18 protein-coding genes are annotated in these 22,568 nt (G+C 62.4%); 8 read left to right on the top strand and 10 right to left on the bottom strand.

Annotation, left to right across the window (positions count from 1 at the left end; translation table 11 throughout):
• The first annotated feature begins 75 nt into the window (after positions 1–75).
• A complete protein-coding gene (locus ABIB44_RS14795) occupies positions 76–1,278 on the top strand; it encodes a glycosyltransferase family 4 protein (protein ID WP_354585425.1) in 1,203 nt (400 codons plus the stop codon).
• 82 nt (positions 1,279–1,360) lie between these two features.
• Here the strand turns inward: ABIB44_RS14795 and nth are convergent, their stop codons facing one another.
• The 3 genes from nth to ABIB44_RS14780 all read right to left on the bottom strand — a co-directional run bounded on the left by nth (position 1,361) and on the right by ABIB44_RS14780 (position 3,766).
• Positions 1,361–2,047 (bottom strand): endonuclease III, encoded by a 687-nt coding sequence (gene nth / locus ABIB44_RS14790; protein ID WP_354585424.1) that lies wholly within the window; start codon positions 2,045–2,047, stop codon positions 1,361–1,363.
• 378 nt (positions 2,048–2,425) lie between these two features.
• The gene (locus tag ABIB44_RS14785; protein WP_354585423.1) at positions 2,426–3,064 is read right to left on the bottom strand and encodes an RNA polymerase sigma factor; all 639 of its coding nucleotides are present in this window, start codon (positions 3,062–3,064) and stop codon (positions 2,426–2,428) included.
• A gap of 297 nt (positions 3,065–3,361) precedes the next feature.
• Complete coding sequence (locus ABIB44_RS14780) at positions 3,362–3,766, bottom strand: hypothetical protein (RefSeq protein WP_354585422.1); 405 nt, start codon at positions 3,764–3,766, stop codon at positions 3,362–3,364.
• Between the two features lie 129 nt (positions 3,767–3,895).
• Between ABIB44_RS14780 and ABIB44_RS14775 the strand changes: the two genes are divergently transcribed.
• The 3 genes from ABIB44_RS14775 to ABIB44_RS14765 all read left to right on the top strand — a co-directional run bounded on the left by ABIB44_RS14775 (position 3,896) and on the right by ABIB44_RS14765 (position 8,255).
• Positions 3,896–5,170 (top strand): MFS transporter, encoded by a 1,275-nt coding sequence (locus ABIB44_RS14775; RefSeq protein WP_354585421.1) that lies wholly within the window; start codon positions 3,896–3,898, stop codon positions 5,168–5,170.
• Between the two features lie 529 nt (positions 5,171–5,699).
• Complete coding sequence (locus ABIB44_RS14770) at positions 5,700–7,475, top strand: tetratricopeptide repeat-containing sensor histidine kinase (RefSeq protein WP_354585420.1); 1,776 nt, start codon at positions 5,700–5,702, stop codon at positions 7,473–7,475.
• An 18-nt stretch (positions 7,476–7,493) separates the two neighbouring features.
• The gene (locus ABIB44_RS14765) at positions 7,494–8,255 is read left to right on the top strand and encodes a LytR/AlgR family response regulator transcription factor (protein ID WP_354585419.1); all 762 of its coding nucleotides are present in this window, start codon (positions 7,494–7,496) and stop codon (positions 8,253–8,255) included.
• 404 nt (positions 8,256–8,659) lie between these two features.
• On the opposite strand, the gene ABIB44_RS14760 is transcribed toward ABIB44_RS14765, so the two are convergent.
• The 7 genes from ABIB44_RS14760 to ABIB44_RS14730 all read right to left on the bottom strand — a co-directional run bounded on the left by ABIB44_RS14760 (position 8,660) and on the right by ABIB44_RS14730 (position 18,106).
• Positions 8,660–9,298, bottom strand: coding sequence for a nucleotidyltransferase family protein (locus ABIB44_RS14760; RefSeq protein WP_354585418.1), 639 nt, complete (start codon positions 9,296–9,298; stop codon positions 8,660–8,662).
• Positions 9,298–11,631, bottom strand: coding sequence for a xanthine dehydrogenase family protein molybdopterin-binding subunit (locus ABIB44_RS14755; RefSeq protein ID WP_354585417.1), 2,334 nt, complete (start codon positions 11,629–11,631; stop codon positions 9,298–9,300). The genes ABIB44_RS14760 and ABIB44_RS14755 overlap by 1 nt, the downstream gene beginning before the upstream one ends.
• Positions 11,632–11,745: 114 nt before the next feature.
• Positions 11,746–12,729, bottom strand: a complete 984-nt coding sequence (locus ABIB44_RS14750; RefSeq protein ID WP_354585416.1) for an FAD binding domain-containing protein — start codon at positions 12,727–12,729, stop codon at positions 11,746–11,748.
• 143 nt (positions 12,730–12,872) lie between these two features.
• Positions 12,873–13,502, bottom strand: coding sequence for a (2Fe-2S)-binding protein (locus ABIB44_RS14745; RefSeq protein ID WP_354585415.1), 630 nt, complete (start codon positions 13,500–13,502; stop codon positions 12,873–12,875).
• 281 nt (positions 13,503–13,783) lie between these two features.
• The gene (locus tag ABIB44_RS14740) at positions 13,784–14,839 is read right to left on the bottom strand and encodes a ComEA family DNA-binding protein (protein WP_354585414.1); all 1,056 of its coding nucleotides are present in this window, start codon (positions 14,837–14,839) and stop codon (positions 13,784–13,786) included.
• A gap of 201 nt (positions 14,840–15,040) precedes the next feature.
• Positions 15,041–16,531 (bottom strand): alpha/beta hydrolase family protein, encoded by a 1,491-nt coding sequence (locus tag ABIB44_RS14735; protein WP_354585413.1) that lies wholly within the window; start codon positions 16,529–16,531, stop codon positions 15,041–15,043.
• A gap of 183 nt (positions 16,532–16,714) precedes the next feature.
• Positions 16,715–18,106 carry an alpha/beta hydrolase family protein gene (locus ABIB44_RS14730; protein ID WP_354585412.1) on the bottom strand — a complete coding sequence of 464 codons (1,392 nt, stop codon included), beginning with the start codon at positions 18,104–18,106 and terminating at the stop codon, positions 16,715–16,717.
• A gap of 129 nt (positions 18,107–18,235) precedes the next feature.
• On the opposite strand from ABIB44_RS14730, the gene ABIB44_RS14725 reads away from it, so the two are divergent.
• The 4 genes from ABIB44_RS14725 to uvrA all read left to right on the top strand — a co-directional run bounded on the left by ABIB44_RS14725 (position 18,236) and on the right by uvrA (position 22,509).
• Complete coding sequence (locus ABIB44_RS14725; RefSeq protein WP_354585411.1) at positions 18,236–18,532, top strand: AbrB/MazE/SpoVT family DNA-binding domain-containing protein; 297 nt, start codon at positions 18,236–18,238, stop codon at positions 18,530–18,532.
• Positions 18,526–18,861: a type II toxin-antitoxin system PemK/MazF family toxin gene (locus ABIB44_RS14720; RefSeq protein WP_354585410.1), complete on the top strand. Its 336-nt coding sequence runs from the start codon at positions 18,526–18,528 to the stop codon at positions 18,859–18,861. Before ABIB44_RS14725 ends, ABIB44_RS14720 begins: the two co-directional genes overlap by 7 nt.
• A 23-nt stretch (positions 18,862–18,884) precedes the next feature.
• The gene (locus ABIB44_RS14715) at positions 18,885–19,478 is read left to right on the top strand and encodes a hypothetical protein (RefSeq protein WP_354585409.1); all 594 of its coding nucleotides are present in this window, start codon (positions 18,885–18,887) and stop codon (positions 19,476–19,478) included.
• Between the two features lie 103 nt (positions 19,479–19,581).
• Positions 19,582–22,509, top strand: coding sequence for an excinuclease ABC subunit UvrA (gene uvrA / locus ABIB44_RS14710; protein WP_354585408.1), 2,928 nt, complete (start codon positions 19,582–19,584; stop codon positions 22,507–22,509).
• Positions 22,510–22,568 lie beyond the last annotated feature (59 nt).

The raw sequence follows: 22,568 nt of genomic DNA, 5'->3' as shown, positions 1-22,568 counted from the left end.
TGAATGGCTGAGTGAGTAAGTGGGTGAATGCCGTACGAACATTCACTCATTCGCCCATTCAATCCTTGACATGCCATGCACGTTGCTGTTTTCAGCCAGTACCACACCAATCCCGACTGCCCGGCCACCAGCCGGCATTACACGTTACTGGCGCACCTGGCGAAAACCCACCGCGTAACTCTGCTGACCACCCCCGCCTGGAAAGGCCAGCGGCTGACCCACGAGTTTGCCTGGGTACCGGAGGGGGTTGAAATTCGCGAGGCGGCCATTCCGTACGAGAATAAAATGGGCCCTGCCCGCCGGGCGCTGGCCTTCGCGCAGTACGCCCGCTGGGCCGTGCGCGAGGGCCTCCGGATGGAGAAGCCCGACGTTATCTGGGGTATCAGCACGCCACTTACGGCGGCCTGGGCGGCGGCGCAAGTGGCGCGCTGGCGGCGGGTGCCGTGGGTGTTTGAAGTGCAGGATTTGTGGCCCGCCTTCCCAATTGCGATGGGTGCCGTGCCCACGGCGCTGGCCCGGCAGCAACTCTACCGCATGGAGAAACGGCTGTATCAAAGTGCGCGATACATTCTGCCGCTATCGCCCGATATGGCGCGCTACGTGACGAATTTAGGTATTCCGGCCGCCAAAGTCATCACCGTACTCAACGGCACCGACCTGGCACTAGCCGCCCGCGCCACGCCCGATGTGGTGGAAAATTTAAGGCAGGCGCAGGGCCTAACCGGTAAGCGGGTCGTTTTATACGCCGGCACTTTCGGCCGGGCCAACGACATTCCGGCGCTGGTGGCGGCGGCCGAAGCCCTGGCTGCTGAAGACTCGGACACCGTGTGGTTGTTTCTGGGCCACGGTTTTTTTGAACCCTTGGTGGCAGCGGCGGCGGCGCGCTGGCCAGGACGCATCCAGTTGGTGGGCGGGCAGGCGCGGCACGAAGTGTTTGCGTGGTTTGCGCTGGCAGCAGTGTCGGTGGTATCGTTTCTGGGCCTGCCGGTGCTTGATGCCAACTCGCCGGCCAAGCTCTACGACTCGCTGGCCGTGGGCACACCCGTAGTCGTCACCAACGCGGGCTGGACGAAGGCCTTGGTTGAGGAGCATGCCTGTGGTTGGTACGTGCCGGCCGGCGATGCCTTGGCGCTGGCCGCCAAGCTCCGCGAGCTGCTGAAAAACCCGGCGCTGCTGGCACTGGCCGGAGCCCGTGGCCGGGCTTTGGCAGCGCGGGAATTTGACCGACAACAATTGGCTGTTCGGGTGCAACTATTGCTGGAGGCGGCAGTAGGCTGAGTTTGTGCCAAGGCCCGGGACTTTTGTACTGCCTAGGACTACAAATGGAACTTTGTGTGCTAAAAACAGGGGTAGTCAAGCGCTAGACCATCTTTTTCTCGGGCTTCAAAATTTTCCCAGTTGGTTTTGTAAACTCCTTTTCGAAGTAGGCACAGCTCGCCGACAACGGGCAGACCGCGCACTTTGGCGTGCGGGCCACGCAGATGTAGCGGCCATGCAGAATCAGCCAGTGGTGGGCTTTGGCGATGAGCTCCTTGGGAATGTAGCGCACCAGTCCCTTTTCCACGGCGAGGGGTGTGGTGGCCGTTTTGGGTACCAGGCCCAGGCGGTGCGATACCCGGAAAACGTGGGTATCGACGGCCATGGCCGGTTGGTTGTAGATGACGGAAACGACTACGTTGGCCGTTTTGCGGCCCACGCCGGGTAAGCGCTGCAACTCCTCAATCTGGCTCGGCACTTCGCCGCCATAATCGTCGGTGAGCATGCGGCCCAGGCCGGCGAGATGCTTGGCCTTGTTATTCGGGTAAGAAACGCTGCGGATGAAGGGGAAAATATCGTCGGCGGTGGCCGCGCCGAGGTGGGCGGCGGTCGGGAACTCGGCCAGCAGCGCGGGCATTACCAGGTTCACGCGCTTATCGGTGCACTGCGCGCTTAGCACCACGGCCACAATCAGCTCGTAAGGGTTGGCGTAGGCCAGCTCGGTCTTGGGCTCCGGAAAATTGGCCGTGAAGTAGTCGAGGAAGTAGTGGAACCGGGCGGCGCGAGTCATGCAGTGGGAAGTAAATCAATCAAAAATAAAACGGTCATGCTGAGCGTAGCCGAAGCATCTCTACCGCAATAGTAAATCCAGTTAAGAGGATTACCATTAGGGTAGAGATACTTCGGCTACGCTCAGCATGACCGTTTTGCGTGTTTAGCCAATGCCTCACGCCCGCCAGCGGGGCGTGTGCAGCGGCCGCCATAAAAAATCGAAGGGGCTCAGGACTTGCTCAAGAAAGTGCGCGAGTAGCGCAAAATGGCCTCGGAGGTTTCGGGCCGCGGTTCCCGACGTACTCCGTCGAGCGCCCGCTGGGCCAAAAGGAGGTCGGCGCAGCTGGCGGCCAAGTCCGGGTCGTGCTGCAATACCTCCTCTACCTCGCGCTGCCTTTCAACCGGCAATTCGTTGTATACATACTGGAGCAGGGTCGAATACGGTAAAGTTTGAATCATAGTGGTGCAGGGAATTTGCGGTCATCTTCTTCCGCAGGTTAATCAGCGCGTAGCGCATCCGGCCCAAGGCCGTGTTGATGCTCACGCCGGTGGCGTCGGCAATTTCCTGGAAGCTCATGTCGCCGTAATGGCGCATCAGCAGCACCTCCTTTTGAGCGGCGGGCAGCTCCTGGATTAACGCGCGCAGGCGGGTGTGGGTTTCTTCGCGGGCCAGCACGTCGTCCGGGCCGTCGTCGGCGATGGTGAGGGTGTTGGCCAGCCGGTCGTTGTCGGTGAGGCTGATGTGGGGCGTCCGCTTGCCGCGCCGAAACGAGTCGATGGCGAGGTTGTGGGCGATGCGGCAAATCCAGGGAGCAAACTTGCCTTCCTCGTTGTAGCGCCCGCTCTTCATGGTGTGAATAGCCTTGATAAACGTATCCTGCAAAAGGTCCTCGGCCGCCTCCTCATCGCGCACGATGAGCAGAATGGTCGTGAACACGCGGCTGCGATGGCGCTCCAGGAGGAGACCGAAAGCGGATTCCTGGCCGGCCAGGTAGAGCGAGATGAGCGCGGAGTCGCTCGGTTGCAAGAGGTCCATAAAGGGCTACGATGAAATGGGAACGTAGAGCTTTAGGCCATAGTATGCAGTTACCGAGAAAAAAAATGTTGCCGACGTCAGGGGGCTGAATAGTGGCCCATCGGAATCTGTTCAAATGTAGAGAAATGCAATGCACTGGTGCAATAGTTCTTGTCAAAAAATGACAAAATTTTTTTATCAAAAACACACAATCTTCCGCAAAACTTCATTCAGGCCATTTTTCGCGCGGTTGCCTCTAGGTAAAATAACGGGAAAAAGTTTCCGTTGCCCGCAAAAGATTTCGGGTGAGTGCCTGCGTTACTGCGCCAGCCATTGGTAGGCCGCCGCCTCATCGGTGAAAAGGGCGGTGAGGAAGCCCTGCTCCGGCCGCGAGCCGGCACTCAGGGCCACTGCCGAGCTGTCGGAAACCTGCTGCTGGGCGCGCAGGGGCGAAACCAGAAAGGCAATGCGCACGGGTAAGGAGAAACGGCCCACCAGCCGCGGGAAAAAGTCGTGGTTCATCCAGTGGGCCAGGGCGGGGGTGGCCAGTTCTTCGCGGCGGCGCAGGTCGAGCAGCCACCGCCAGCAACCCAGCGCATCGGCGGCCGCCAGAATGGCAAAGTAGCCGTCGTGCAGCTCCGTTTCGCTGATTTCGCGCTGCCAGCGGGCCACCACGGCCGGTAGGTCGGGGCGAGGCGAGATATCCAGGCCAAAATTGGTCATAAGCGGGCGCGGGCGCAGCGGAATAGGTGGGTACGCAAGATAGCCGAAATGCCTGTGCCAAACCAACCGGCGCGACAAGGCCGTTTATCTTTGCGGTTAGCCGCCGTGTCAGGGGCTTTTATGCTGCCTATGCTGCCTTCTGCTGATTCGGCCCCGGGCCACGACCCCTACGCCGCCCTGCGCGTGCCCGATTTTCGCCGCCTGGTGTCGGCCCGGGTGCTGCTCACGGTGGCCACCCGCATCCAGGGCCTGGTGGTGAGCTGGCAGATTTACCACCTCACCAACAACCCGTTGGCCTTGGGCCTGATTGGCCTGGCAGAGGCCGTGCCCAGCATCATCGTATCGCTCTACGCGGGCTACGTGGCCGACTCGGTGCCGCGCAAGCGCATTGTAGTGCCGGCCCTTGGGCTGCTGCTGCTGTGTGCGGTGGCGCTGGCCGTGCTGGCCAGCCCCTACGGCCTGGGCCTGCTGGCGAAAGATTCGCTCTACACGCTGCCGTTGTACGCGGTGATTTTCGTGAGCGGCATCGCGCGGGGCTTTATGGGGCCGGCGCTGTTTTCATTTATGCCCCAGCTGCTGCCCACGCGCAGCTTGCTCTCCAATGCCGTGACGTGGAACTCGACCAGCTGGCAGGCGTCGGCGGTGCTGGGGCCGGCAGTGGGCGGCTACCTGATTGCGCGGCTGGGAGTGGCCGATTCCTACGTTGTCAGCGCAGTTATGCTGGCGCTGGCGCTGTGGCAGTTCGGGCGCATTGCGGGCCGGCCGCTGCCGCCCACCGAAGGCGAGCGGCTCGGCCTAAAGGAAAATGTGCTGAGCGGCCTGAAATTCATTTTCAGCAACCAGCTGGTGCTGGCGGCGCTGTCGCTGGACATGTTTGCGGTGCTGTTTGGCGGGGCAGTGGCGCTGCTGCCGGTATTTGCCTCAACTATTCTGCAAGTGGGCGCGACCGGCTTTGGCTACCTGGAGGCGGCTCCGGCCATTGGCTCGGTGCTGATGGCGGTTTTCCTCACGTATTTTCCCATGCAGCGCCGCGCCGGGCAGAAGCTGCTGTGGGCGGTGGCGGGTTTCGGGCTGGCCACCATCGGCTTCGCGCTGTCGAAAAACTTCTTCCTATCGCTGTTTCTGCTGTTCCTGACGGGCGTGTTCGATTCGGTTTCGGTGATTGTGCGCTCTACGCTCATTCATCTTTACACGCCCGAATACATGAAGGGCCGGGTATCGGCGGTAAACAACATCTTTATTGGTTCGAGCAACGAGATTGGGGCCTTCGAAAGTGGGGCGGCAGCCCGGCTATTGGGCACGGTGCGCTCGGTGATATTCGGTGGGCTGATGACGCTGGTAGTGGTGGCCGTCACGGCCTGGAAGGCGGACAAACTGCGCCGGCTGGAATCGGGTACGAAGTAGGCGTGGAGCCAAATGCTGCCTGCGGGCCGCCGTTGAGGAGCTTCACTGCGCGCTACGGGGCCTCCTGTCCGACTGCCGGACTGCATACGCCAGCAGCTACGTCCGTCAATGATTTCCAGGAGAACCGATGCGGAAAAGCACGGTTTAGCGTTTGAGCATTGTGCGATGAGCCGGAATCGATTACCCGGTGCCGACGCCAGAACGTGGAACACCGGAGTACCCACTTCTCATCAGCTCGACCTTATTTTTAGCTTCCTCAGGGTTCGCCAACTGGATGGTTGATGAGGGAGCGCAAGCAAAGCCTTACACAATAGCCGTGCCTTCTGCAATTAATTCTGAACGAAAAAATTACATGTTAATCCCAGTCTTCCGCTGTTTAACACGCACTTTCCTTTCAGTGATGCTGGGGATGCTGCTGGACGGTGGGCTGCCCGGCACTGCACTAGCGGAGCCACCCGGCATCACCGCCAGCAAGCCAAAGCCCGCGATTACGTTTCAGCAACGGAAATACCCAACAGATTCCTTACGCTTGCTGAGCAGCTACCCGGGTGTACCCGACACGCTCCGGGTTTTCTACTTGAGCCGCCTGGCCGTGGCAACGTACGATTCCAGTTTGGCGAAAGCCCTGCGCTATGTCCAACAGGCCAGCGACCTGGCCCATAAAATTGGCTACGTGCGGGGCGAGCTCAACTGCATTCGCCTCACAGCCAACATCTATTCGGAGATGGGGGATTATGTGGCGGCTATTCGCCGCTACCAGGCCGGCGTTGACCTGGCGCGGGCCAAAAAGCTGCCGTCGCACCTTTCGGCGCTTTATGCCAACATGGGGGCGGCGGCCGCCATCGCCAGGGATTATCCGCGCAGCCTGAAGTATATGCAGCAGGCGTTATCGTTTTTAAAGGAAACGAAGCCGGTAATAAACCAAGGGACGGCTGAGGACTATTTAAACGTATTCAGCAACCTGGGCAATACTCATTTCGAGTTGGGTAATTATAAGCAGGCCAGTTTCTATGCGCGGCAGTCGCTGGCGCTGTCCAACACCTACCACATAAAAAACGGGGGCAAATTTCGGATGCTGCTCGGCCGCATTTTTGAAGCCCGCACGCCGCGCACGGCGGCCAGCCTGGATTCGGCCGCCTACTATCTGCAAGCGGCCGTAGATGAAGCCAAGGCCGAAGGTGAATTCATGGCAATGGCCGATGAGCTCCTCGGACAGGCCGAATTATACCAGGTGCAGCGCCGCTACCCTGCCATGCTGGCCGCCGCCACCCAAAGTTTGTCGCTGGCTCGCAAGCTTGGTGCCAAGCAGTTGCAGTTGGATGCCTTGTCGGTAATGGCCACCGCCTCGGCGGCCCTGGGCGATTTTCGCGGCGCGTACGCGGCCAGTGAAGAAGCCAGCGCCCTGCGAAAAGCGCTGCTGAACAGCGAAAAAGCCAAGGCCATCGCGCAGCTGCAGGTGCGGTACGATGTGCGCGAGCAGGCTCAGCAAATCCAGCTGCTGACGCAGCGCGGCTTGGCTTCGGCCGCGCTGGCTCGCGAGCAGGAGCGCCGGCAGCGGGGGCTGCTGGGCTTTTCCGGCGTGCTGGCCCTGGGGCTGGCAATGGGCGGCCTGCTGCACTGGCGCCTCCGGCGCAGCCAGGGGCAGCTGGCCCTGGCCAACCAGCACCTGGGCGCGGCCAATCGCATTATTCAGCTGGCCGTCGAAGAAAAGGAAGTGCTGCTCCAGGAGCTGCACCACCGGGTGAAGAACAACCTGCAGATGATTAGCAGCCTGCTGGGCTGGCAGTGCGAGGCCATGCCCGACCCGCGGCTGGCGGCCGTGCTGGCCGGCAACCAGGCCCGCATCCAGAGCATGGCCCTGGTGCACGAGTGCCTGTACCAGGCCGATAACCTGGCCCAGGTGCGCATCGACGCGTACCTGACCGAGCTGCTGGCCTCGCTGCAGGGCTCCCTGTCCTCACCTCAGAAAAAAATTACGTTGAGCACCGACCTGGAGCCCGTGCTGATGGATACCCGGGAGGCCGCGTACTTTGGCCTGCTGGTGAATGAACTGGTGACCAACGCCTACAAGCACGCCTTTGCCCAGCAATCGGCAGGCAAGCTGCACGTTTCGCTGGCGCGCAAGGCCGAGGGCTTCCGGCTGAGCGTGAGCGACGACGGCACGGGCCTGCCCGCCACGGGGTTCAGCAGCAAATCAAAATCGATTGGCATCAGCCTGGTGCAATTCATGGTCCGGCAGCTTAAAGCCACCATCACGGTGGTGCCGCAGCTGGTGGGCACCCGTCTCGAAGTAGTTCGCGCGTAACCTCATCCCTTAGCCAGCATGGCCACTATTCTTATCGTCGAAGACGAGCTGCTGATTGCCGAGGAAATCAGGCGGATGCTGCTGCGCCTGGGGCACCGGCCCCTCGAGCCGGTGGACAACAGCGAGGACGCCATGCAGGCCCTGGCCGCGCACCCGGTCGAGCTGGTGTTGATGGACATTAACATCGCGGGCGATTGCGACGGCATTGCTACGGCGCTGCTGGTGCGCCGCCACTACGCGCTACCCGTGGTTTTCCTCACGGCCCGCTCGGATACACCGACGCTGCAACGGGCCAGCATTGCTCAGCCCTACGGCTACATCACCAAGCCCTTCACGGAGGTTTCGCTGCGGGTACAGCTGGAGCTGGCGCTGCTCAAGGCCTACGAGCTGCCCCCGCCCCGCTTGGCGGTGGCCGATGCGGCAACGCTCCCGCAGCCCCCGGCACGCCCCGATTCCGCCAGCCCCGCCATGTTCGTGCGCAAAGGCCCGAAGTGGGTGAAGGTGCTGTATGCCGACATTCTGTACTTTGTTTCCGACCAGAACTATGTCCGCCTGCATACCGCCACCGAGAAGCACACCTTCGATTGCACGCTGAAAGACCTGCAGCCGACGCTGCCTCCGTACTTCATCAGAACCCACCGGTCCTACCTCGTCAACCTAAACCAGGTGAGTGCCTACGAGGAGGGCTACGTACAGCTTGGCAAAGACGGCGGCGAGGCAGTACCCGTGAGCCGGACTTACAAAGACGAGCTGAAAGCGCGGGTAAACCTGATGGGCTAGCCAATGTCGCCGAAAGGCACACTTCCCCAAAGCGGCAGCAGGCGGCGGCGGCGTTTCGTGTAGCGCTGCTGCATCTCACCCTATAAATTCCGTCCGTTCGTCAAATTTCTGAATTCGTCGGCCGGGTGCGCTGGTAGCTTTGACGCAACATCCATTAGCGCGCCGCCTGCTAGCGGGCGGCGGTGATGAGATAGAATAGAAGCTAAACAGACAGGGGCATCCTGCAGCCCGGACCCGGCACACAGCCACCTGCGCGGATGCCCGGTCTGGAAGTCAACTAATTACCGTCCTTCCTTTCCACGCCAACCTTTCTGCATAGAGCGTTTATCCACATTAACGCTTGCTGTAAACGCCCGGTCTTCCCACCGGGCGTTTGCTTTTGGGGGAGGGCCGGCGTCCGCAGGCTAGGGCTGCGTCATGGTGAGAGCGGCGTATTGCTCGGGCGTATCGATGTCGAGCAGGCCGGCCGGGAACTCAACGCGGCCCACGGCCGGTCCCAACATGGCCAGTAGTCGGTTAGCGCCCTGCGCGCCCTTCAACTGGTGTAAATCAGAAAAAAGAGCCCGGCTGAAAACGGCGGGCACCCCCAGAGTGCCCGCGTAGGCGGCGGCCACGGCGGGGGCCTGGGTACGCTGCTGAAGGGCCACCAACTGCCGCAGCAGCGCGGGCTTGACGTGTGGCTGGTCCGTCAGCAGCACCAGCACGGCGGCGGGGTTGGCTTCAGCCACGGCGGTGAGGCCGGCTTGCAGCGAGGAAGCCATACCCGTTTCCCAGGCCGGGTTATGCACGGCCCGGATGGGTAGGCCGGCAATCTCGGGCAGCAACTCCTTATGCAAAGCGCCGGTTACCAGCACCAGCGGCGCGCAGCCACTGGCCACGGCCGTTTCGGCGGCGTGGCGGAGCAGGGTGCGGCCCTGCCAGGGTAGCAGTTGCTTGGGCCGGCCCATGCGGATGGAAGCCCCGGCGGCCAACAGCAGCAACGCCACCGGCCCCGGCGAGTCGGGAGCGGTGGCGTTGGATTCAGAGGAGGCTGATTCCGTCATTACACGGCTTTTGCGCCCAGTATTTTGTCGGGCGTGAGGGGCAACTCGCGTACGCGCTTACCGGTAGCGTGGAACACGGCGTTGGCCACGGCGGCCGATACGCCCACCATGGAGATTTCGCCGATGCCCTTCACGCCCATGGCGTTGATGTAGGGGTCATGCTCTTCCACGAATTCCACGGTCATTTCCGGGATGTCGGCGTTCACGGGGATGTGATAGTCGGCGAGGCTGGCGTTGGTGTAGCGCGAGAAGTGCTGGTCGCGCACGGTGCCCTCCATCAGGGCCGCACCGATACCAAAAATACTGCCGCCGATAATCTGCGAGCGGGCGGTTTTAGCGTTGAGAATGCGGCCCGCGCCGTGCACGCTCACCCAGCGCGTGACGCGCACGGTGCCGAGGTCGGGGTCGACTTTCACCTCGCAGAAGTGCGCGCCAAAGGAATGCATGGAGTGGTGGGCGGCCTCATCTTTTTTGCTCGGGTCGGCGTTGGCGGCGGCCTGGGCGTCTTCGTAGCCACTGCCGTAGCGGCCCTGGCCGTTGCCTTCCACGTCGGCCAGGTCGGCGCGCTTCATCAAGTCGGCGAAGCCTTCGCCTTTTTTGGCATCGGCCTTCAACTGGAGACGGCCATTTTTAGCTTCCACATCGGCGATTTTGGCGCGGTAGAGGGGCGACTTCTTGTCGAGCACCGCCACCTTGATGAGTTTCTGCCACACATCCTGCACGGCCATATACACCGACGAGGACACCGTGCCGGCCGCCACCGAGCCGCCCGAGTTGGGCGCGGTGGGCAGCTTGGTATCGCCGAGTTCAAACCGCACTTTTTCCATGGGCAGGCCCAGCGCATCGCACGCCACCTGGGTCATCACGGTGTAGGTGCCGGTGCCGAGGTCGGTGGCCCCGGACTGCACCACGGCGTGGCCGTCGGCGTAGAGGCGGGCGCGGGCTGTTCCCTGCGAGTTGTGCACCGGGTAGCTGGCCGTGGCCATGCCCCAGCCCACCAGCAGGCGGCCGTCGCGGGTGGCCCCGTTCTTAGGGTTGCGCTTGCTCCAGCCGAAAAGCTCGGCCCCGCGGGCGTAGCACTGGCGCAGGCTTTTGCTGCTCCAGGTTTGGCCGGTGCTGGGGTCTTTCTCGGCGTAGTTGCGCAGGCGAATTTCGATGGGGTCGATGCCCAGCTGGTAGGCCAAATCATCCATCGAGCTTTCGAGGGCGAACGAGCCGGGGGCCTCGCCGGGAGCCCGGGTGAAGGTCGAGGTCATCACGTTGGCGCGCGCCAGCTGGTACGAGGCCTCAAAAGTGGGGCATTCGTACAGCATGTTCACAATTTTGCTGTTCGACTCGGTGTAGTTGTCCCAGGGGGAAGTCGTGGCCGTTTTCTCGTGAATCAGGGCCGTGAGCTTCCCCTCTTTGGTCGCGCCGAGGCGCAGGGTCTGGGTCTGGTCTTCGCGGTGGCCCATGCCCGTGAACATCTGCGGGCGCGTCAGGGCCAGCTTCACCGGCCGGCCCACGGCTTTGGCCGCCTGCACCGTAAGAATGGTGTGCGGCCAGGCCGAACCCTTGCAACCAAAGCCGCCACCGAGGTACTTGGTTACCACCCGCACCTGCTCAGTCGAGAGGCCCAGCATGGTGCTCACGGCTTTCTGGGTGCGCGTCACGCCCTGCGTCGATTCGTAAATCGTGAGGCGGTCGGGCGCTTCCCAATGGGCCGTGGTGGCCCCGGGCTCCATCGGGCTGTGGTGGTTGATGGCGTGGGTATACTTGTGCGTGAGCTGAATGGGCGCGGCCGCGAAAGCTGCCTGCGCATCGCCGCGCTTCACGTGGCCGGCCGCCTTGCCGTCCTGAATCTTCTCCGGGTCGAACAGCTGGGCCTTGGGGTCTTCGTAAGAAGCAATGGGCTTTTCGGCGGCCACCTGCACTTTGAGTAGGGCGGCGGCGTACTGGGCGCGCTCCAGCGTGTCGGCCACCACCACCGCTACCGGCTGGCCAGCGTAGTAAATCTGGTCGTCGGTTAGCGGCAGGTAGCCCATGGGCGCGCCAATGGCTTTTTTGCCCTCGGCATCATTAGGCGTTTTGGCCAGCTTGGGGATATTCTGGTACGTGAGGATGGCCAGCACGCCAGGTTGCTTCATCGCCGCCGCGGTATCGAAGCCGGTGATGCGGCCCTTGGCCACGTCGCTGGTTTTGATAACCGCGTGCACCAGGCCCGGCAGCTGGTTGTACTCGGCAGCGTACTTGGCCCGGCCCGTCACCTTATCGCGGCCGTCCACGCGGTTTACAGGCTGGCCCACCACGCCGGCGGTGGGGTTGGTTTCGAAGAATTTCGGTTCGGTATCCATGAAAGAGAAATTGGTAGAGCCGCGACACTTCGCGTCTCAATCGTTGATGGGCTGGAACCGGGGGCACTCCCAACGGCCAGCAACGACGCGACGTGTCGCGTCTCTACATTTTACTTAGCCCGCTACCTTCATCAAAGCCTGCACCAGCGTGTTCTGGGCCAACTCTACTTTGAAGCGGTTGTCGTCGTGGGGCTGGGCACCGCGCAGGGCGGCCACGGCAGCGGCCCGGAAAGTGGCTTCGGTGGCGGGCGCGCCGGTCAGCACCTTTTCGGCTTCGGGACTGCGCCAGGGCTTGGTGCCCACGCCGCCCAGCGCCACGCGCGCCGAGCGGATGGTGCCGGCCTGCACGTCGAGCCCCACGGCGGCCGAGGCCAGGGCGTAGGCGTAGCTGCTGCGCTCGCGCACTTTCAGGTAGGTCGAGCGGCGGGCGTGGGCAGTATTCGGGATGGTGAGGGCCACAATCAGCTCGCCGGGCTCCAGCATGGTTTCGCGCTGCGGCGTTTTGCCGGGCAGCAGGTAAAAATCGGTTACGGATACGCGGCGCTGCTTGCCCTTGGCATTTTCCAGCGTCAGCACGGCATCGAAGGCGGCCAGGGCCACGGCCAGGTCGCCGGGGTAGGCGGTGGCGATGCAGGCCTCGCTCACGCCCAGAATGGCGAGGTTGTGGTTGTCGCCCGCAATGGCCGGGCAACCCGAGCCGGGCACCCGCTTGTTGCACGGAAACGCCGCGTCGCGGAAATAGCCGCAGCGCGTGCGCTGCAGCATGTTGCCCCCGATGCTGGCCATGTTGCGCAGCTGCGGCGAGGCCGCCAGCAGCAGCGACTCCGACACGGCCGGGTAGTTCTGCAGCACTAGCGGGTGCTCGCCCACGTCGCTCATGCGCTCCATCGCGCCGATGCGCAGGCCGTCCGTGGTCTGCTCAATACCTTTGAAGGGCAGCATGTTGATGTCGACCAGCTGGGCGTGCTCTTCCAGGTTGGCCTTCATCAAATCGAGCAGCGTGGTGCCGCCCGCGATGTAGGCCGACTGGGCCGTGCCCGCCCGGCTGGCGGTGGCTTCTTTGGCCGAGGCGGCCTGGGTGTAGCTGAAGTTGTTCATGCTGTTTCTTATTGGAAGAACGTCATGCTGAGCGCAGTCGAAGCATCTCTAACGCTTCGTTGCTGCCAGCATTGATTACTACTGCGGTAGAGATGCTTCGACTTCGCTCAGCATGACGTTCCGTTAATCATTCAACTACTTAACTACCCCTTAAACCCGCTTTTCTCCACTTCCCGGATGGCGGCCACGATGTTGGGGTAGGCCCCGCAGCGGCAGAGGTTGCCGCTCATCCATTCGCGCACGCTGTCGTCGGTTTTGGCGTGGCCTTCCTTCAGGCAGGCCACGCCCGACATGAGCTGGCCCGGTGTGCAGTAGCCGCACTGGAAGCCGTCGTGGTCGATGAAGGCCTGTTGCAGGGGGTGCAGCTCTTCGCCCTTGGCCAGTCCTTCCACGGTGGTGATTTCCTTGCCCTGGGCCATCACGGCCAGCGTGAGGCAGCTATTCACGCGCTTGCCATCGACGAGCACGGTGCAGGCGCCGCACTGGCCGTGGTCGCAGCCTTTTTTGGTGCCGGTCAGGTCGAGGCGCTCGCGCAGAGCATCGAGCAGCGTCACGCGGGGCTCGGCCTGAACGGTGCGGACGGTGCCGTTCACTTTCAGGCGCAGCTCGGTCACGCCCTCCACCTTTTTCGACATCGCCGTGAGGCGCTCAGCCTGGCCGATAAGCGGCGGAGCCAGGGCCAGGCCCAGCAAGCCCCCGGCTTGTTTGATGAAGCTGCGGCGGCCATCCTGCTCGGGCTGGGCGGCGGGTTCGGGCGTGTTGTTATCCATCATAGCGGTAATAAGGGCTGCATTGGTAAGGCAAACCGGCTCGGGGGCCTTTGGTTACTGAGCGGCGGCGGGCGCAGTGCTGCTTAGTTCAACCTTCTACTACGTTAATGTAATTGCCCGGGGTTGCCTTTGAGATGAATTTCTAATGAGTTCTACATGGAACGCATCTGGCCTTTTTGCAACAATCAACTGAAATGCCAATGGGCGCGTGAATCTCGATGACTACTGCGAGTGTTGCAACCCGGGTAAGTGCTGCACGGCCGCCCTTTGAGTTACCATAGCGGCTACTCGAAGCGCAGGTAGGGGCGCAGCTTCTCCACGTCTTCCGTCTTCAGCACGGGCACTTTCTTCAAGTCCTCCATGCTGCGGAAGGGGCCGTGCTGCTGGCGGTAGGCCACGATAAGCCGGGCCCGCGGCTTGCCAAGGTAGGGGTGCAGGTACAGCTCTTCGAAGGGAGCCGTGTTTACGTTCACGGCTTGGGGCGCGAACCCGGGAGCCACGAAGGTGTATTTCTTCAGGCTGTCGCGCAGGTCGGGCGCGTCGCGCAGCACGAATACCTCGTCGAGCTGGTCTTCGCGCAGGTAGCCGCCGAGCTGGTTGCGGTACTTCACCACCCACCTGGCCCGGCCCGCGCCAATGCCGCGAATCTGCATCAGCTGGGTGGTGTCGGCCCGGTTCAGGTCGAAGGGCTGGAGGTTGCGGGGCTTGCGCGGGAACTTGCTGGGCGTAGCTCCGTCGTTGGCGAAGGGCGGAAATTTGCCGTCGGCCCCGGGCCGGTTGCTGGCGTATTCGCGCTTCGGGGCCTCGTCGGGTAGCTGGATGAAGGGCGCCAGGCGCTGGTACACCGAATCGTCCAGCCCATACATTTTCTTTAGCTGGGCTTTGGCTTTGAAGCCGCCGGCGGCCGCGCCGTATTTTACGATGCGGGCGGCCACGAAGTGCGGCACGCCGCGGGCTTCCCAACCTTCGGCCGTCAGGGCGTTGGGGTCGAAGGGGGCCAGCCGCACCCGCGCCACGGTGGGGAAGCGCGAACCGCCGCGCCCGAATTTCGGGAACTCCCGCTTGGGATAGCGGCTGGCGAAGCCCGTCTCGACCGAACGGTGGGCTTTGAGCTGGGCGGTCATCTCATTCAGGCCCTTGGCGTCGTCGTCGGGCAGGTAGCTGGGCAGCTCGGGGCGCAGCAGCAGTGGCACGACGATGAAAAGCAGGATGAGCAGCAGCAGCCCCACCGTGCCCCGGGCCTCGGCCCGCGAGTAGCCGAAGGAGCGCCGCAGCCAGTGCAGCGGGCTCAGAGTAGCCCAAAACCGGCGAGGGCCCGGCGGGGTTGGCGATGCGGCCATGACGCGGTAGAAGCCGGCCGAAGCCGACGATGGAATGGGTGGAAAAGGAAGCGGCGGAAACCAGACGCGCTGGTTCCCGCCGCTACGGCAAGTATACAGAGAATTGGCGAAACGCCAAGACAGTTAAGCGGTAGAGGTTAAGAGTTAGGAATTGCAGCGGTGTCAACCCTCAGCACTTAACGTCTACCGCTTAACTTAACCTTAGCTGCTGGCGCGGGCCGTGCTGGGCGTGCGGCTGGGCCGGGCCGGTTTAGTCGAGCCGGGCCGCTTCACGGTCACGGGTACGGGGCCGCCGGGCAGGCGCGTTTCGTTGGCCACCCAGTCGTAGATGAGCTTGAGCGCTTCGGGCGAAAATACTGGCTGCTGCACGCCATTAATCATCGGCCACTGGGCGGGCGCGGGCTGGAAGAGGTGGTTCACCCCGTCGAGCTTGGCCGAAACCGCCGTGCGCTTGGCCCTGCGCAGGGCCCGATAGAGCGGCGTCATGTTGCGCTTGGCCGACACCTGCAAATCAGCGGTGCCGTTGAGCAGCAGTACCGAGCACTGCACCTTACCGAGCTGGGCCAGGGGGTCGAAATCGAAGAAATAGCGCGACCAGGGCGAGGTGAGCTGCACGGCGCGGGCGCGGGCCATGCCGGCGTCGATGCCCGCGTTGGTGTTGCTGAGCAGGGTGGCCACTTTCAGGCGGGCCTTGGCGTTGTCGGGCGTTTGGCGGATGATGGCCACCGTGCGCTGGTACACGTCCTGGGCCGCTTTCACCTGGGCGGGGTCGGCCCCAATCAGGCGCATAATCTCGCCCTGCTGGCGCAGTAGCACGTCGTAGCCGGTTTGGCCGTAGCCCCCCAGCGAAATGGCAAACGCCGGGGGGTGGCCGGGCGTAGCGGCGTTTAGCAGGGCCACGTTGCCGCCCTCGCCGTGGCCAATCAGGCCCACGCGGTAGGCTGATACCAGGGGTTGGGTGCGCAGGCAGGTCATGGCGGCCTGGGCATCGCTCACCAGGTCGGCGGTGGTGGCGTTGGCATAGGTGCCGCCCGACTTGCCCACGCCGCGGTCGTCGAAGCGCAGCACGGCCACGCCGTGGCGGGTGAGGAAGTCGGCCAGCTGGCCAAACATGCGGTAGCCGTTTACGTCCACATCACGGCTCTGCGGGCCTGAGTCGGACAGCAGCACGGCGGCGGCGAAGGGGCCCTCGCCAGCCGGCACCGTTACCGTGCCCGCCAGCTTTTGCCGGGTTACGGGGTTGATGAAGGTCACGTCGCTCACGCGGTAAGGCGGGGCGGCTTTAAACTTGGTGGCGGCCACGGCCGAGGTTACGGCGCGCTTCAGCGTCATGGGGGCCGTCACGCCGGGCTGCTTCCAGGTGCCCTGTAAAGTGGCTCCGCCGTTGAGCACCTTGCCCACGAAGCTGCTGCCGGCCTGCTCAATGCGCAGCGTCAGGTTATCGCCCTTCAGCTCCACTTCGACCGGCATGCGGCTGATGCGCTGCTGCGGGGCATCGAGGGCCGCGTAAAAGCTGCCGTTGGTGAGCGGCACAATGGTAATGACGAGGGTGATTTCGCCGCCCAGCATCTTCAGCGGGCCACGCCACTGGCCGTTGAGGGGCGCGGAAACCGGCGGGTCGCCTGCGGCAAATACGGTGGTTGGTAGTAAAAAACTCAGTATTAATAGCGCGCCAAGTATAAATCGAATCATGAAATCAGCCTAGTTTGTATATGGAAGGATGAGTGATAAGAGACTTTGAAGGTTGAAAAATACAACAAATGTTTCTTATAGCTAATTTTAAAGCCTGGTGCAGACGGGTTGCCAGCTAAGCAAAATGGTTGGCCATTTTGGCCAGCCACCTGCGCAGCACCTTTCGCGCCAAAAAGGACAGGGCTACCGAGGGGTATGCTTCGTTATCCAGTCGCCGATGGCTTGCAGCGCAACGGGCGCAAATGTTTCCTCAATGGTGGCATACTCGGCCGGCGCGCCGGTTTTGGCGGTTTGGAACAGGTGGTTGAGGCCAGGCAGTTCCTGCACCGTAACGTCGCGGTTATTGGCCGCTTTGAGGCCGGCGGCGGTGGCGGCCAGGTTGCGGGTGGTGGGCACCTGCACGTCTTTGCTGCCGCCCATGGCCAGCACGGGGCAGCGCACTTTGGCCAGCGTGAGAGCGGGCCGGTCGGCCAGCAGGTGGCGGTAGTCGGGCGAAGTCAGCATCGGCAGCTGGGGTTTCACCTGGGCCGCGAGCTGCGGGCTGATGGCCGAATAGTAGAGCAGCAGCAGCGACTGGGCCTGCGCATCGCCGGGCGTCTTCTGGATAATCTGGGTCATGGCGCGCTGCATCTTTTCGGTGCTGGCCAGCTGGGCGGGGTCGGTGGTTTGCAGGCGAACCAGGGCCAGCGACTGCTGCACAATCAGTTCATCGCCGGGCAGTCCGGGGGCCGCCAGCAGCACCACAAAATCGGGCCCATTGGCTTGGCCGGCCGCGCCGATGGCCGCCGTACCGCCCTGACTGTGCCCAATCAGCCCCACCTGATTTTTGCGAATGCCGGGCTGGGCGCGCAGCCAGGCCAGGGCGGCCTGGGCATCGGTAGCGTAGTCGGCGCTGGTAGTGCCCTTGAGCGTGCCGCCGCTCTGGCCCACGCCCCGGTCGTCGAAACGCAGCACGGCGATGCCCTGGCGGGTGAGGTAGTCGGCCAGCACGGCGAAGGGCTGGTGGCCCTGATAGGTTTCGTTGCGGTCTTCTGGTCCCGAGCCGGTGAGCAGCACCACGGCCGGAAACGGGCCCATGTCGGCGGGCAGGGTGTAGGTGCCGGCCAGGCTGATGCCGGCTTTCTCGTTGCGAAACGTGACGTCGGCCGACTGATAGGGGAAGGGCGCGTGGGGCTGCTGAGGCCGCTTGGGGCCGGTGGCCTCGCCCGCGCCGGCCCGCGTGAGGGTGAGCGGAAATGCCCGTAGTCCCTGCTGCCATTCGCCCGCGAGCTGGCGGCCATCGGCCGAGCGGCGGCCGGCAAAGCGCGCCGTAATGGGTTTGCTCAGGCGCAGGTACACGCTGTCGCCGGGGGCCTGAAAATCGACCAGCAGGCCAGCCACGTTCTGGTCCACGATGTCGAGCGTGGCTGCGCGCGGGCCGCCGGCCGGGTCGGTGAGGTGGAAGGTGAGCTCCAGCGTGGCTACTTCGCCGCTCCAGTTGCCGCTGAGGCTGGGGCGCGGGGCCTCCTGGGCGTGGGCAGCGGCGAGGGGCAGGAGGGTGGCGGCGAGGAGCAGCAGGCGGGGCGCGGTGGGCATAATGGGAGACAGAGAATAGAAGGGCAATAGTACGGCAGTCGTTACACAAACTGTTGCTTGATTGCCAGTGAATTTCTTCGCGATACTCTACTGGGTAAGTCACGGGCGGCACCTTGAAACAAGCAACTTATGTTATATCTTTGTTATAACAATTCTTGGCGTAAGCCACTCACGCTAATGATTCAATCCATTCGAAAAATCGGAAACTCCAGCGGCATATTGCTGCCTAAGGCCATGCTGCAAGCCTGCGGTATTACCACGGAGGTTGAAATTGAGGTGCAGGATAAAATCATTCTTTTGCGGCCCGTGCAGCCGGCGCGGGCGGGCTGGGAAGCTGCCTTTGCCGCCGCCGCAGCAGGCGGCGACGAGCCGGAAGGCGACCTGTTCGAGGGAATGGCCAATCAGTTCGACCAAACCGAATGGTAACGCCCGCTTCTCCGCGCCGTTTCGACGTGTGGCTGGTGAGCCTGGACCCCACTGTAGGCAGCGAAATTGCCAAAACCCGCCCCTGCGTGGTGGTATCGCCCGACGCGGCCAACAAATTCCTGCGCACCGTGCTGGTCGCGCCCCTCACCCATACCCCAAAGCGCTACCCGACGCGGGTCGATTCGCTGTTTCAGCAGCAGTCTGGCCAGGTGGCGCTCGACCAGCTTCGCGCCGTGGACACGGTGCGGCTGGTGAAGCGGCTGGGCACGTTGGACGAGGCTACCGGCCGGGCCGTGTGCGCGGTGCTGGGGGAGATGTTCGCGTGGTAATCTGCTTGCTAAACCTGGCAGCTATGAAAAGAATCGGAATGATACTGCTAGCTTGCCTGCTGCTGGCGCTGCCAACCGTGGCGCAAGCGCAGGAGAAACCCGCGCCGAATGATTTGGTGGTGACGGCGGAGATTGTGGGGTATAGCCACAAACCTGCCGGAAGTGCCGTAAATAAACCTCAACTTATCCTGTATGTGCGGCTAAGTGTTCGCAACCAGACTAATAGTCCTCGAGAAATTACCTTTTATTCGTGTAGCTGGTACGCATCTTGGATTCAAAAAGGAACAGTAGCTGGTTTCGATGTTATGGGATGTGACAAAAATTACCCACGCACGCTACCCATTCCTGCCAATCAATCAATTGTTTTCTACGGGCCGGTTCGTGTTCGCGAAAACAGTGACGAGCCGACAACATTCGCGTTGGGCTTTGTCGATTTTACGGCGGCTGAATTTTCGTCTAAAGCCTTTCGTAAGGACACGTGGCGGGATAAACTTCTGGAATCGAAAGCTGTGTACTGGAGCAATGAATTGAATAGCAACATTGACCCGGCCACAACGCCAGAAATAAGGGGCAGCGACCAATATCCCACGTACCGTTTGACGTGGGAGGATAGATAGTCGTTTTACATCTTCCCACCTCCCGCCCCAGCCGTACCTTCGCGCACCCAGCAACAACCGCCCCGCCGAAACCTTCCGGCCCGGTTTCGCTGTTTGTTCGTTTATGCCCAAAAAAGACGCTTTGCAAGTTTCGGCCCCCGCCGACAACGCCATTGACAACCTCGACCCGCGCGAATTCATCCTCATCAAAAACGCCCGGGTTCACAACCTCAAAAACCTCAGCGTGGCCCTGCCGCGCAATCAGTTTATCGTCGTCACGGGCCTGTCGGGTTCGGGCAAATCGAGCCTCGCCTTCGATACCTTGTATGCTGAAGGCCAGCGCATGTACGTGGAAAGCCTGAGCAGCTATGCCCGCCAGTTTCTGGGCCGCATGGACAAGCCCGACGTGGACTACATCCGGGGCATTTCGCCGGCCATTGCCATCGAGCAGAAGGTCAGCATCAAGAACAACCGCTCGACGGTGGGCACCAGCACCGAGATTTACGACTATCTCAAGCTGCTGTTTGCGCGGGTGGGCCGCACGTTTTCGCCCGCCAGCGGCGAGCAGGTGCGCAAGGACAACGTGGCCGACGTGGTGGACTTTCTGGCCGCCCAGCCCGACGGCACCCGGGCCATGATTCTGGCCCCGCTGCATCGGCCCGACCACACCCGCCCCATGCAAAAAGAGCTGGATTTGCTGCTGCAAAAAGGCTACAGCCGCGTGGTGGTGAACGGCGAAACCGCCCAGATTGAGGACTTGATTGCCGAGGGCCAGCCCGAGGTGAAAGGGGAGGTATCCATCATGATTGACCGCGCCGTGCTGCGGCCCGACGATGAGGACCTGCTCTTCCGATTGTCCGACTCGGTGCAAACCGCGTTTTTCGAAGGCCACGGCACGTGCGTGGTGCAGTTAATAATGAGCAATGAGCAACCGAAGGAAGGCGTTAGCCAATTAACAATTGCTTCAGAAGACCAGGCACCAAGCACTAAGCACCAAGCACCAAATACCGAAACCCGCACTTTCTCTGACAAATTCGAGCTCGACGGCATCGTGTTCGAGGAGCCCAGCGTCAACTTTTTCTCCTTCAACAACCCTTACGGCGCGTGCCAGACCTGCGAGGGCTTCGGCTCGGTGCTGGGCATCGACGAGGATTTGGTGATTCCGGACAAAAGCCTGACGGTGTACGAAGGCGCGATTGCGCCCTGGCGCACCGAAAAGCAGGGCGAGTGGCTGAAGCCGCTGCTGAAAAACGGCATCCGCTTCGACTTCCCCATTCACCGGCCATACAACGAGCTGAGCGTAGCCGAGCAGCGCCTGCTCTGGACCGGCAACAAGCATTTTGACGGGCTCGATAAGTACTTCAAATGGGTGGGCGAGCAGACCCACAAAATCCAGTACCGGGTGCTGCAAAGCCGCTACCGGGGCCGCACCACCTGCCCCGACTGCCGCGGCACCCGTCTGCGCAAAGACGCGCAGTACGTGCGCATCGACGGCCGCAGCATTGCCGATATCGTGCTGCTGCCCATCTCCGACGCGCTGACGTTCTTCCAGAACATGAGCCTGAGCGAGCACGACGCCAAAGTGGCCGAGCGCCTGGTCACGGAAATCACCAACCGCCTCGGCTACCTCAACCGCGTGGGCCTGGGATACCTCACCCTCAACCGCCTGAGCAACACGCTGAGCGGCGGCGAGAGCCAGCGCATCTCGCTGGCCACTTCGCTGGGCTCGGCACTGGTGGGCTCGATGTACGTGCTCGACGAGCCCAGCATTGGCCTGCACCCGAAGGATGCCGAGCAGCTGATTGGCGTGCTACGCTCGTTGCAGCAACTCGGCAACACCGTGGTGGTGGTGGAGCACGAGGAGAAGATGATGGAGGCCGCCGACCAAATTATCGACATCGGCCCCGAAGCCGGCAGCGGTGGCGGCAACCTGATGTTTCAGGGCACCATGGAGCAACTGCTGCAGGACACGACCACCTACACCGGCCAGTACCTGAGCGGCCGCATGGAAGTGGCCGTGCCCAAAGTGCGCCGCCCCTGGCGCAACGCGCTGGAGCTGACCGGTGCCCGCGAGAACAACCTCAAAAACGTGAGCGTGAAAATTCCGCTCGGCGTGATGACGGTGGTGACGGGCGTGTCGGGCTCGGGCAAGTCCACGCTCATCAAGCGCATTCTGGCTCCGGCTCTGATGAAGATGCTGGGCGGCGGCGCGGGCGAAAGCACCGGCAAGTTCGACCGCCTGATGGGCGTGAACGGGCAGGTGTCGCACGTCGAGTTCGTGGACCAAAACCCCATCGGCAAGTCGTCGCGCTCGAACCCGGTGACCTACGTGAAGGCCTACGACGCCATCCGGACGCTGTTTTCGGAGCAGCCGCTGGCCAAGGCGCGGGGGCTGAAACCGTCGCACTTCTCCTTTAACGTGGATGGCGGGCGCTGCGAGGTGTGCCAGGGCGAAGGACAGGTGAAAATCGAGATGCAGTTCATGGCCGACATTTACCTGACCTGCGAGGGCTGCGGCGGCCACAAATTCAAGCAGGATATTCTGGAAATCAACTACCAGGATAAAAACATTTATGAAGTACTGGAAATGACGGTGGCTGATGCCGTGCAGTTCTTCCAGACGCAGCCCAAAGTGGCCGACCGCCTCCGCCCGCTGGAAGACGTGGGCCTGGGCTATATCCGCCTCGGGCAGTCGGCCAACACGCTGAGCGGCGGCGAAGCCCAGCGCGTGAAGCTGGCTTCGTTCCTCACTAAAGGCGCTACGCTGCAGCAGGATAAGATTCTGTTCATTTTCGACGAGCCCAGCACCGGCCTGCACTTCCACGACATTGCCAAGCTGCTCGGCGCGCTCAATGCGCTGATTGAGCAGGGCAATTCCGTGCTCATCATCGAGCACAACGTCGACATCATTAAGTGCGCCGATTGGCTGATTGACCTCGGTCCGGAGGGCGGCCTCAATGGCGGCCATCTGCTGTTCGAAGGCACACCCGAAGACCTTGTGAAGTTAAAAGAAACCAACCACACAGCGCGTTTCCTGGCCGAAAAGGTGTAATGTTGCGGTCCGGGGCCCCGTCAAAGGCGCGGGTACCGGGCGCATCATCCGACACTCAG

Origin of the sequence: Hymenobacter sp. UYCo722 (assembly GCF_040547115.1) — a bacterium.
GTDB lineage: Bacteria > Bacteroidota > Bacteroidia > Cytophagales > Hymenobacteraceae > Hymenobacter.
Note: the sequence above shows the minus strand (reverse complement) of the source record. Positions and strands in the feature narration are given on the sequence as shown.